The organism is Streptomyces albidoflavus, assembly GCF_000719955.1.
Lineage (GTDB): Bacteria > Actinomycetota > Actinomycetes > Streptomycetales > Streptomycetaceae > Streptomyces > Streptomyces albidoflavus.
Genome location: NZ_JOII01000001.1, coordinates 247,193 through 260,096, shown reverse-complemented (window position 1 = coordinate 260,096; position 12,904 = coordinate 247,193). Strand labels below are relative to the sequence as shown.

General features: G+C 69.2%; 4 protein-coding genes. All 4 read left to right on the top strand.

From position 1 onward, the window contains the following. Positions 1 to 221: 221 nt before the first annotated feature. Positions 222 to 1,787 carry an integrin alpha gene (locus tag IF45_RS0101195; protein ID WP_234344601.1) on the top strand — a complete coding sequence of 522 codons (1,566 nt, stop codon included), beginning with the start codon at positions 222 to 224 and terminating at the stop codon, positions 1,785 to 1,787. Next, positions 1,784 to 5,407 carry a LamG-like jellyroll fold domain-containing protein gene (locus IF45_RS0101190; protein ID WP_030304938.1) on the top strand — a complete coding sequence of 1,208 codons (3,624 nt, stop codon included), beginning with the start codon at positions 1,784 to 1,786 and terminating at the stop codon, positions 5,405 to 5,407. The genes IF45_RS0101195 and IF45_RS0101190 overlap by 4 nt, the downstream gene beginning before the upstream one ends. Positions 5,408 to 5,501: 94 nt before the next feature. After that, positions 5,502 to 12,299 carry an RHS repeat-associated core domain-containing protein gene (locus tag IF45_RS0101185; protein ID WP_051720659.1) on the top strand — a complete coding sequence of 2,266 codons (6,798 nt, stop codon included), beginning with the start codon at positions 5,502 to 5,504 and terminating at the stop codon, positions 12,297 to 12,299. Then, positions 12,299 to 12,808, top strand: a complete 510-nt coding sequence (locus tag IF45_RS34340; RefSeq protein ID WP_078842822.1) for an SUKH-3 domain-containing protein — start codon at positions 12,299 to 12,301, stop codon at positions 12,806 to 12,808. Before IF45_RS0101185 ends, IF45_RS34340 begins: the two co-directional genes overlap by 1 nt. Positions 12,809 to 12,904: the final 96 nt, after the last annotated feature.

The window sequence follows — 12,904 nt, the reverse complement described above, 5'->3', positions numbered from 1 at the left end:
TTCATGTTTGTGGTTCGCATGCGCTCTTTGTGTGGAAGCGGCAACTGGTCGCCCTTGTGCGATTCTGATCCGTCGTCATTTCCGGGCAATACGGACCGGTTCTTGACAGTTCCTGTCACCTGGCCGTCTCCTGATCTCCGCTCTGCCACGTCCGGTGCGTGGATGGCGACTCTCTGTGGTCGCTAAGGGCGGTCGGTGGGGGACTCGGTCAAGGGGTGGGCGTGCGTACAGCGCGAGGTGGAGGACGAGGGGCGGTCTTCCTCGTAGCGGGGCTGATCGCCGTCTCCGGATGGCTCGGGGGCGCGCCCCCGGCGGAAGCCGCCGGGTGCACGGGCGGCGTCGGCCCGGACTTCAACGGCGACGGTGTCGCCGACACTCTCGCCTCCGACCCCGAGGCGACCGTGGACGGTGTCGCGCGGGCCGGCGCGGTCCATGTCGTCTTCGGGGGCGGCAAGGGGGCGCTGGAGGTCTCGCAGGCGATGCCGGCGATGAAGGCCGCCCCCGAGCGGGGAGACCAGTTCGGCTTCGCCCGGACGTGGACCGACCTCGACCGTGACGGATGCAGTGACCTGATCGTCGGTGTGCCCTACGAGGACATCGAGAAGGACGGCAAGACGCTGCGCGACGCCGGTGCCGTCTACGTCGTGTACGGCGCTCCCAGCGGGATGGGGTCGCGGGTCGCCGAGTACAACCAGTCCCGGTACGACTCCGGCACCGCCACGGAGGAGTACGACCGCTTCGGGTTCGCCGTAGAGGCGGGTGAGACATCGGGCGGAGAGCCGTTCCTGGTCATCGGCGTCCCCGGAGAGAACGTCACCAGCGGCGGCAAGGACTACGCCGACGCGGGCTGCATCCACTACGAGGTCGGCGGCACCCGGTACACCGTCAATCAGGACGACACCGGGGTCCCCGGAGTCGTCGAGGCGCACGACCGGTTCGGCTACTCGCTGACGTCGACGAACCGGTTCTTCGCCGTCGGCGCTCCGGGCGAGACCATCGGCGAGGGAACCGCCTTCGCGGGTGCCGCCACGGTCTTCTCGCACACCGTGGCCAACGGTGTTCCGCGCGGACTCGTCGGCCTGGACCAAGGCGACCTCGGTGCGGGGCTCTCCGGCGAGGCGGAAGCCGGCGACGCTCTGGGGACCTCGCTGGACATGGCGCCCTACCGTCCGGCGGACCAGACCTACAACTCCGACGCCCTGCTGGCGATTGGCGCTCCCGGGGAGGCCATCGGCTCCGTGGCGGGCGCGGGGTCGGCCCACGTGGTGCGGGTGCGTCCGGACGGCACGTACCAGGAGACGCTGGCCGTCGACGCGGAGCGCGAGAACGTCGAGGGTGTCGCCAAGCAGGGTGACCACTTCGGACAGCGGGTGGCCCTCGCCAACACCGGCACGGACGCCGTCACCCAGCCGAACGCGGTCTGGCTGGCGGTGGGTGTTCCCGGGCGCGAGGTCTCCACCAAGAAGGACGCCGGAGCCGTCCACCTGTTCCGGCCGCTGGACGCCGCCGCGGGTACCCGCGACCGGGTACTCACTCTGGGTGCCGCCGACGGCCCCCTCCCCGGGCCCGCCGAGGCCGCCGACTACACCGGGGCGTCGCTGACCTCCGGCGGCGCCAACCTCTGGGTCGGCGTGCCGTACAGCAAGGCGTCGGGATCGGCCAAGGGGCTGCTCCTCCAGGTGCCGTGGAGCGTGCTGGAGACCAGTGCGGCCGGCAGCGTCCGCGTCTTCAAGCCAGGCCAGGACGGTGTCGCGGACACCGGTCGTACCTTCGGAGCGGTCGGATGACCAAGAGCGTGAGGAAGAACCGGCAGGCCCGGCTCCGCCGGGGAACCGTGGTCGGCCTGTCGCTGATGCTCCTCTCCGGAGCATTCGGACCGGGCGGGGTCAGCCCCTCGCCCGCCACCGCCGACAGCGCACCGGCCGCGCGGCAGACGAGCGCCGACGAGGCGCGGGACGCCGCCGTCCAGGCGGGGGAGCCAGTTGAGGTGACGGCGCTGCGGGACGAGCGCAGTGACACGGTGGCCAACCCGGACGGCACCTTCACCACCCGCACCTACGCGCAGGCCGTGCGGACGATGAAGGACGGGAAGTGGACGGAGATCGACGCCACTCTCGTGCGCGGGACCGGCGGCCGGCTGGAGACAGTCGCCACGCCGGCCGCGATCTCCCTCTCCGGCGGCGGCGACCGCTCCTTCGCGGTGCTGGGCAAGGAGAGCCGTTCGCTCGTGCTCTCCTGGCCCCAGGCACTGCCGGAACCCGAGGTGAAAGGGGAGACGGCCGTCTACGCGGAGGTCCTGCCCGGCGTGGACCTGCGGGTCACCGCCGACCCGGAGGGACTGTCCCACGTACTGGTCGTGAAGAGCCCCGAGGCCGCGCGGCAACCCGCGCTCGACCAGATCGACATCGGTCTCAGCACGCGCGACCTGCGGATCGCGACCACTGAGGACGGTGGCCTCCAGGCCGTCGACGAGGGAACGGGCGGGGTCGTCTTCGAGGCGGCCCAGCCGGTGATGTGGGACTCCAGCACAGAGGCCACGCCGGGCTCCGCGGCGAAACGCTCCGCAGGGCAGCGCTCCGAGGAGTCCAGCGGTGACCCGGTCGAGGCCCACGAGAGCGGCCGGGTGTCCGACGTCGGCCTGGAGGTCGCGGGCGAGGCCATGAGCCTCACGCCGGACGAGGCACTTCTGCGTGGCGAGGACACCGTCTACCCCGTCTACATCGACCCCGTCGTCCGCACCGCCGGCCGGTCGGGCTGGACGATGGTCTCCTCACACCACTCCTCCGCCGAGTTCTGGAAGTTCGACGACCACGAAGGGGTGGGGCGCTGCCCAGCCGACGTGTCGTACCAGTGCGCGAGCGGGAACGACGTCAAGCGTCAGTTCTTCGCGATGCCCACCGGCAGCTTCGAAGGGAAGGACATCGTCTCGGCCGAGTTCGCCGTGACGATGGTCCACACGTACAGCTCCTCCGGGAAGGCCGTGGAACTGGGCCGGGTCAACTCCGCCGGGGGCAGCGCCATCAGTTCGTCGACCAACTGGGGCAACCAGCCGTCGCAGAAGGAGCTGATCGACAGCAAGTCCCCCAGCAACGCCGCCGGCAGTTGCACCCGGACCAACCAGAACGTCCGGTTCAACGTCAAGAGCACCGTGCAGAAGGCCGCCGACAGCGGATGGGGCACCACCACCTTCCGCCTCAAGGCCGGCTCGGAGAGTGACTACTCCTACTGGAAGCGGTTCTGCGGCAACGCCCACCTGGAGGTCACCTACAACCGTCCGCCGCTCCAGCCGGCGATGAGCGACCTCACCATGGCGCCCGGCGGAGCCTGCGAGTACGGCAAGGCCGACGACCACTACGTCGCCGAGCCCCCCAAACTGCGCGCCTCCATCAAGGACCTCGACCACGGGGACGTCGAGGGCAACTCGGAGAGCATCAAAGCCCAGTTCCGCGTCTTCTGGACGAAGGACGGCAAGGAGTACGAGCACTTCGCCACCACCAAGCCGGTGAGCACGCGCAATGCTCCGGGCAGTACCCAGACCGGGCTGGCCACCTTCGGCTACGTGGTCGGGTCGGACCTGGCAGGCGACGGCGAGGCGGGCTTCACGGTTCCCAAGAACGTCGTCGTCGGCTGGGCGGTACGCGGGAACGACGGTTCCGCCTGGGGCCCGTGGAGCCTGGCCGGGGACGCGACCCGCTGTGAGTTCATCTACGACAACGAAGCCCCCAAGGCGCCGGTCATCACCTCGGACCGCTACCCGGACGACGAGGAGTGGCACGCGGGGGTGGGCGACTACGGCACCTTCACGTTCGCCTCCTCCTCCGCCGACACCGCCGAGTACCGCATCCGGTTCCGGGGTGAGACCTGGCGGACCGTGCGCCCGGCCAAGACCGGCGGGGCGGTGTCAGTGCACTGGATGCCGCCGGACGAGGGGCCGATGTACGTCGAGGCCAAGGCGGTGGACGGGGCCGGCAACGCCCGTGTGACCACCACCGCCCACACCTTCCTCGTCGCCGACGGCCGGGCCCCCAGGGCCGGCTGGTCGCTGGGTGACCCGCGTGGTTCCGCCACGGCGTCCGGGATCGGCGAGACGCCGAGTGCCGTCCCCGGCAAGGGAGTCACCTTCGGTTCCGAGGGCCCGCTCGGACCGACCGACGTGGCCGCCTCCTTCGACGGATCGGCCGACGCCTACCTGGAATCCGCCCAGCCCGCGGTCGACACCTCTGGCACCTTCACGGTCAGCGCCTGGGTCAACCTGCCCGAGCGGCCGAAGGACGACCTGACGCTGGTCAGCCAGGACGGCACCGGTCAGCCCGGTTTCGATCTCGGCTACGACGTGGACACCGAGTCCTGGACCTTCCGGGTCCCCGTCACCGACATGGAGACGATGGGCACGTGGAAGGTGTCCGGCGCCTCCGCCGCCCCGGGCAGCTGGACCCACCTGATCGGCGTCTACGACAGCAACACGGGCATGCTCAGCCTCTTCGTCAACGGTGACCTCATCGAGGACGACGTGCAGGCCAGGCGCACCGTCTGGAAGGCGGACGGACCCGTGCAGCTCGGCCGCAAGATGGCACCGGACGGGTACACGGCGAACCTCAAGGGCGCGCTCGCCGACGTGAAGGTCTACGACCGGGTGGTTCCCGAGGCCGAGGGCGAGGACCTGGGCGGAGTCTCCGCCACCCAGCTCGGCTACTGGGCACTCGACGAGGCCGCGGGAACCGACTCGCCGGAAGTGGGGACCGGACGGCCGCTGAAGCTGGCGAACGGCGCTGTCATCTACCGGCAGGACGACTCCTGCGACCCCGGTCTCGACCCGACCTGCGTCCCCGCGTCGCCGCCGCTCTGGGGCGACGGACACCTCGCCCTCGACGGAGCGGGGGGCCATGCCTCCCGGGAAGCCGGGCTCCTCGCACCCGAGGACAGCTTCACGGTGACCGCCAGGGCGCGCCTCGCCTCCGCGGGCGGAGCCGACCAGACCGTCTTCGCCCTGCACGGCGCGAGCGGCAGTGCCGTGGACGTCACCTACTCGGCGACGGCCGACCGGTGGCAGGTCACGACCACGGACAAGGACGGGGGGTCCGTCACCTCGACGGCATCGGCCCCCGGCGTGCTGCCGAGCACCGGTGGCGACGGCGACCACCTGGCGCTCGTCTACTCGGCGGTCTTCGGGGACGTGGCCCTCTACGTCAACGGGACCCTGGCGCTGAAGGTGCCCTGGGACAACGCCTGGGACTTCACCACCACCAGCCTCCAGGTCGGCCGCACCCAGCAGGGCACGGCCACGGCCAAGCCCTTCGCGGGAGCCCTCGACGAGGTACGCGTCTTCCGGGGCGCGCTGGACGCCGCGTTGATTCCCACCGTCGCCGGCCTCCCGGCGGGATCCAGCGTGGAGGACACGGTCACCTGACCGCTCCGTCCACGCAAACCCGGGGCCGCGTCCGTCGCGGCCCCGGGCCCCTGCACCTCACCCCCACCCGCTTCACCCGAGACCGGGAGCTGTCATGCCTTCGCCGTTCCGGCGCCGCCCGCGTACCTCAGGGCTGCCCCTGACCCTGAGACGCGCCACCCTGCTGGGGCTGGGCGTCGCCCTGTCCGTGGGACTCCTGCCCCAGTTCGCCCCGGTGGCGGAGGCGGAGGAGAAGCCCTCGGGAAGGCCGAGCACCCAGACAGCCCTGGACGACCCGGTCGAGGGTAAGCACCAGCTCGCCAAGCGCCCCCCGGCCGACCGCGCCGCCAAGTCCGCGGTACGTGAGGCGGAGAGCAGCTCCTGGCCCAAGACTGCCCGGGTCGAGACGGCGCTCGGGGCCAAGCCCGCGCGGGTCGCCGGCACTCCTCTCACTGTCGGCCGGAACGGTTCGGCCGGCCCGGCGGACGTACGGCTCTCCGTGCTCGGACGGGGGCCGGCCGAACGCCTCGGCGTGGACGGTGCCCTCATGACGGTGGAGCGCACCGACGGGCAGAAGGACGCCGGCCCGGTGGAAGTCACCCTCGACTACGAGGACTTCACCGGCCGGTTCGGCGGCGAGTACGGTTCCCGCCTGCGGATGGTCAGCCTTCCGGCCTGTGCCCTGACCACACCGGAGAAGGAGAAGTGCGCCACGCCCCGGCCGCTGGAATCCACCAACGATCCGGCCGCCCGCACCCTCACCGCCGACGTGGTGGCTCCTGCCACGGGGGCCCAGGTCTTCGCCGCCGTGGCAGGGGACTCGGGGTCCCAGGGCGACTTCGCCGCCACCTCGCTCAAGCCCTCGTCCCAGTGGAGCGTGTCCAACTCCTCGGGCGCCTTCAACTGGTCCTACCCGCTCAGCGTCCCGCCGGTGCCAGGCGGCCTCGTCCCGGGCATTTCCTTCTCCTACAACTCCCAGTCGGTGGACGGCCAGACAGCCGCCACCAACAACCAGGGCAGCTGGGTCGGGCAGGGCTTCGGCTACGAGCCGGGCTACATCGAGCGCCGCTACAAGGCATGTGCGGACGACGGTCAGAAGGAGACGTACGGCGACCAGTGCTGGGGCCACCACAACGCCACGATCTCCCTACCGGGAGGGGCCTCCGGTGAGCTGATCCTCGACGACGAGACGGACGAGTGGCGGGTCGCCTCCGACGACTTCAGCAAGATCGAGCTGCTCGACGGCGCCACCAACGGCGACAACGACGGCGAGCACTGGAAGCTGACCGCCACCGACGGCACCCAGTACCTTTTCGGCCTCAACCGACTCCCGGGTTACGAGAGCGGCGACACCGCGACCGAATCGGCCTGGACCGTCCCGGTCTACGGCGACGACGCCAACGAGCCCTGCCACGCCTCCACCTTCGAGACCTCGCACTGCAAGCAGGCGTGGCGGTGGAACCTGGACTACGTCGTGGACCCACGCGGCAGCGCGATGGCCTACTACTACGGCACCGAGACCAACTACTACACCCAGGGCCTGAAGACCGGCGAGAACGGCAAGGCGTACCACCGGGGCGGCTACCTCAAGCGCGCCGAGTACGGACTGCGGGACCAGAAGGCGTACGACGTGCCGGCCGCCGCGCGGGTCGTCTTCGACACGGCGGAGCGCTGCATCGGTGACCTCACCGACTGTTCGCCGGGAGCGCTCAAGGACGACACGGCGGCGGACTGGCCCGATGTCCCCTGGGACCGCAACTGCAAGGTCGACACCCAGTGCAAGGGGCAGAACTCCCCGACCTTCTGGACGCGCAAGAAGCTCACCGCCGTCACCACCCAGATCCGGTCCGGCACCACCGGCTACAAGGACGTGGACACCTGGAAGTTCGGCCACCTCCTCACGGACAACGGCGACGGCTCCAGGTCCCTGTGGCTCAACACCATCGACCACAGCGGGAAGGCCGGCACCACCGTAGAGCTGCCCTCGGTGAAGCTCTACGGCACCCAGCTTCCCAACCGGGTGGACCAGCAGCGGGACAACATCCAGGCCTTCCACCGCTTCCGGCTCTCCGGGGTGGAGAGCGAGGCCGGCAGCATGCTCAGCGTCAACTACGCGGGACGCGAGTGCGCCGCCGGTGACCTGCCCACCGAAGGCAAGTCCACCGTCCGCTGCTACCCGGTGAAGTGGAACCCGCCCGGTGAGGAAGAACCCATCACCGACTGGTTCCACAAGTACGCCGTCTCCTCCGTGATCGAGCAGGACCTGGTCGGCGGCTCCCCGGACCAGGTGACCAGCTACCAGTACCTCGGCGACGCCGGCTGGCGGAAGAACCGCTCCGACGGGCTCACCGAGAGCAAGTACCTCACCTGGGGCGACTGGCGCGGGTACGAGCGGGTCCGGGTGACCACCTCCGACGGCACCAATCACCCGTCCAACGGCATCACCGAGCACGTCTTCTTCCGTGGCCTCGACGGCGACAGCCAGCCCGGTGGCGGCACCCGGGAGGCGAAGGTCACCGACGCCCTGGGCGTCAGCCACACCGACAGCGACTGGAAGTCGGGCCTGGAACTCCAGACCACCCAGTACGACGGCGAGGAGGTCGTCACCCGGTCGGTCACCACGCCCTGGACGAAGGTTACCGCGACCCGGAAGGAGGACTGGGGCACGCGTTACGCCCGGTTCACCCGGGAAGAGCGCACCGACACCTACACCAAGCTCGCCTCGGGCGGCTGGCGCCAGACCGCGTCGGTGACCACGCACGACGACAGGACCGGACGCCCCGTCCAGGTCGCCGACCTCGGTGAGACCGGCGTGTCCGACAACCAGTGCACCCGTACCGAGTACGCGGACAACCCGGGCAAGCACATCTACAACCTGACCTCCCGGGTCGAGACCCTCGCCGTCGACTGCGGCACCACGCCGGACCGCGCCAGGGACGTCATCTCCGACAACCTCACCTACTACGACGGCAGCACGACCCTGGGGGCCGCCCCCACCAAGGGCACCCCGACCACCCAGAAGCGCCTGGCAGAGCACTCCGGCACCACCGCCACCTACGAAACGGTCAGCACCAGCACCTACGACGACTACGGCCGCCCCCTGAAGGCCACGGACGCGGCCGGGACTGCCACCACGGCCACGTACACGGACACCAACGGCCTGGGCACCGCCAAGAAGGAGACAGGGCCGCTCGGCTGGACCAACACCACGGAATACGCCCCCGAATGGGGCCACCCGGTGGTGCAGACCGACCAGAACGGCAAGCGCACCGACCTCGCCTACGACGGCCTGGGCCGCCTGGTCTCCGTCTGGCTTCCGGACCGCAAGAAGGCGTCCGGCATGACGCCCTCGCTCAAGTACAGCTACGGCGTGCGACGGGACGGCACCAGCTACGTCCGCACCCAGCGCCTCAAGGCCGACGGCACCACCTACGGCAACGAGTACGCCCTGTACGACGGCATGATGCGCCCGCGCCAGGTCCAGGGCGAGGGCCAGGACGGCAAGGCCCTGATCGCCGACACCTACTACGACGGCTCCGGCCGCGTGATCAGGGCCAACGACACCTACTTCGCGGACGTGGCCCCCTCCGGGAAGCTCTTCACGCCCAAGAACGCCGACATCGACGCCCAGACCGTCACGGAGTACGACGGCGCCGGACGCACCCGCGCCACGATCTTCAGGGTCGAGGGCGAGGAGAAGAACCGGACCACGTACACCTACGGCGGCGACCGCGTCCACGTCGACCCGCCGGAGGGCCAGACCCCGACGACGACCCTCACGGACGCCCGTGAGCGCACCGTTGAGCTGCGCCAGTACAAGGGTGCCTCCCCCCAGCCCAGCGGGCCCGCCGCGGACTACGTCTCCACCAAGTACGCCCACACGCCCTCCGGCCAGCTGGCCAAGGTGACGGACGCGGACGGCGACACCTGGACGTACGGGTACGACCAGCGCGGCCGGAAGATCCGCACCGAGGACCCGGACGTGGGCGTCTCCACCTACGGCTACGACAAGCTCGACCGGCAGATCTCCGTCACCGACTCGCGCAAGAACACCACCACCACCGAGTACGACGTGGTGGGCCGGGTCAAGGGCACGTGGAACGGCCCCGCCGGGACCGGCGAGCGGCTGACCGTCACCACCTACGACACGGTGGCCAAGGGCCAGGTCTACGGCAGGTTCGCGTACAAGGGCGGAGTCCTCCAGAACAGCGTCGTCAACGCCGAGCTGGACGAGATGTACCGCCCGACCCGGACGCAGTTCACCGTCCCCAAGGCCGTCGAGCCGGAGCTGGGCGACAAGTACGAGTTCACCACCCAGTACTACGCGGACGGCACGCTCCAGAGCCAGAGCTACCCCGCCGTCGGCGGGCTCCCGGCCGAATCCGTCTCCTACCAGTACGACGAGAGCCAGCGGCCGGTCGCCCTCAACACCTCGCTCGCGGGCGGCACCTATGTGCCGGAGGCCGTCTACTCCCCGACCAACCAGCTGGAGCAGCTCGTCCTGCACACCGGCCGGGCCGCCGACAAGAAGACCTGGCTCACCTACGCCTACGAGCGCGGTACCAAGCGCCTGAACAACGCGTCCGTCCGCATCGAGGGCGCCGGCGGCGGCCCCGCCTACGACGGCACGTACACCTACGACGCCGCGGGCAACGTCCAGTCGGTCGTGGACAAGCCGGGGTCGGACATGGCCGACGCCCAGTGCTTCACCTACGACGGCCTGCGCCGGATGACCGAGGCATGGACCTCCCGCGCCCTCACCGACGGCAAGGCCGGGACCGGCGCGGCCGACGCGGCGTGCAAGGGCGGCCCCACGGCCGACACCGCCGGAGGCACCGCTCCCTACTGGCACAGCTACGGCTACGACGTCACCGGCAACCGCACCTCGGTCACCCGGCACGCCGTGGGAGGCGACCCCGAGTCCCGCGCCACCTACACCTACGGCGAGGGCGACGCCGGCCCGCACCACGTCACCAAGGTCGTCACGGAGACCGACGCCTCGGAGACCGAACCCGCCGTCCGCTCGCAGGACACCTACACGTACGACGCGACCGGCAACACCACCTCCCGGGTCATCGGCGGCGACACCCAGAAGCTGACCTGGAACGCCCAGAGCAAGCTGGCCACGGCGGAGGAGGCGGACGGCTCCCGGACCGATTACACCTACGACGACGCCGGCGGCCGCATTCTGCGGAAGACGGCCGGGCAGACCACGCTGTACCTGCCCGGCATGGAACTGCGGCTCGACACCAAGACCAAGGCCGTCGAGGGCACCCGGTACTACACCTTCAACAACACGGTGGTCGCCTCGCGCGACAAGAACGGCCTGATGTTCGTGGCGGGCGACCACCACGGCACCGCCGAGGTCGCCGTGAACCCGGCCACCGGCGACTTCCAGCGCCGCCGCCTCGACCCGTTCGGCCAGGCCCGCGACGAGCGCTCCGCCGAGGTCTCCGCATGGCCGAACGAACGGGGCTTCGTCGGCGCCGTCAACGACCCCTCGACGGGCCTCCTCCAGATGGGAGCCCGCCAGTACGACCCGACGACCGGCCGCTTCCTCTCGGCGGACCCGATCATCGACTACACCGATCCCCAGCAGATCAACGGCTACGCCTACGGCCTCAACAACCCAGTCACCTTCTCCGACCCCGACGGCCTGGCCCCCGACGACTGCATACACGTCGGCATCTCGTGCCAGTACAAGGGCGAGAAGGGCGGCTGGACCGTCAAGCCCACGGAGACCTACTACACGTACTACGGGGTGCAGAAGCCGAAGGAGACCCCGGCCCAGTACACCAAGCGCGTCAACCAGGACCGGGCCAACGCCGCCAAGCAGCGCGCCATCGCCGTGGCGAAGGAACTGGCCCAGATCGCGGCGGACGAACTGGGGATCACGGACGCGCTGGACTGTTTCACCACGGGGGCCCTGGGGTCCTGTGGGTCCACGGCGGTCAACATCGCGCTGAGCTTTGCCAGCGGACTGGCCGGGAAACTTGCCGTCAAGTACGGCCTGGACTTCAGGAACTGGGACAAGGCCGCAGCACTCGTGCGCCGCATCGGAGAGCTCGCCGGCAAGCTCTTCGACAACGTCAAGCAGTGGATTCGCTGCAAGAACAGTTTCGTCCCCGGAACCCTCGTGCTCATGGCCGACGGCTCCACCAAACCCATCGAGGACGTGGAGATCGGTGACGAGGTCCTCGCCACCGACCCGGAAACCGGCGAAACCACATCCCAGGACGTCACCGCGGAAATCCGCGGCCAGGGCCTGAAGCACCTGGTCCGCCTCACCCTCGATCTCGACGGCGAGAAGGGCGACCACACCGCCTCGGTCACCGCCACCGACAACCACCCGTTCTGGGTCCCCGAACTGAACGAATGGCTCGACGCCACCGACCTGGACAAGGGCAACTGGCTACAGACCTCGGCCGGCACCCGGGTACAGATCACGGCGGTCGAACGGACGACGGTACTGGACGCGACTGTTCACAACCTGACGGTTGCTGGGGTCCATACGTACTATGTGCTGGCGGGCGCCACGCCGGTCCTCGTTCACAACTGCAATCTGGGCGACTATGCCGACAGCGTTCGCAACGAATCTGGGGTGAAGTTTACCTCCGAGTACACGTCTCCTTCAGGGGCGAAGTACTACGGCCGCAATAAGCATGGCCAGCAGGTGGAAGGGCCGTTGGCGGATGCGCTCGAACGGACAGGGCATCATGGAGGATGCGCAGAGGTGCACTGTCTCATTCAGGCCCAGGCGGCTGAGGGTCCCGAGGCCATCAGGGGCGGAACCATGCGAACCGTGAGGACGCGGAACAACTCCATGCCAACATCGAATACGGATGGGCATGGTGAACCGGCTCACCCTTGTGGTCGTTGTGGCCGACTGCTGGAAGACCTGGAGATCAACTGATGTCTCTGATTCGCTTCGGCTCGCTCAGCGAGGATCTGCTTGGGGCGCTTGTTGCGTCAGGATGGAGCGCAGACAGGAAGGTTGACCCAGGTCAATGGGTCTTGCCGCTGGAGGGTGAAGGATACCGGTCCCATCCATTGGCAGAGGGAATTCTCGCGGCGATGGGGGGACTCTCAATCGAGCCGGTAAATCGAGTCGGCCCGAACTTCAGCAATGACGAGCCTTACAATTTCGATCCCATCGCCGCTGGATCAGGTCAGCGTGATCTAGCAGCAGAGGTGGAGAGTGTTCTCGGTGGGGACTATTTCCCCATCGGTGAATGGCTCAGTTATTCAAGCGTTTTCGTAGAAGCTGGGGGGAGGGTGGTTGCTGCTGGCATGGGTTGGATTTGGGAGCTTGGTTCCACCTTTGAAGACTCCCTAGAGTTGGCGGTCTGCGCGAATCGCCCACTGAACTGTCTGCACTCCGATCCGGGACTCGATCCTTGGCCGAGACCTGATTCTCGTTAGTGAATCTCGGCCGCATAGAGCTTCATGTATCGGGGCTTCTGGCCGGGTTGACGGCAGTAGTTGACGGCAACGGCGGCGGACACCTGGGTGTCCGCC

Coding starts and splice junctions, on each gene's coding strand:
- IF45_RS0101190 (WP_030304938.1), top strand. CDS start 1,784: ATGACCAAGAGCGTGAGGAAGAACCGGCAGGCCCGGCTCCGCCGGGGA.
- IF45_RS0101185 (WP_051720659.1), top strand. CDS start 5,502: ATGCCTTCGCCGTTCCGGCGCCGCCCGCGTACCTCAGGGCTGCCCCTG.
- IF45_RS34340 (WP_078842822.1), top strand. CDS start 12,299: ATGTCTCTGATTCGCTTCGGCTCGCTCAGCGAGGATCTGCTTGGGGCG.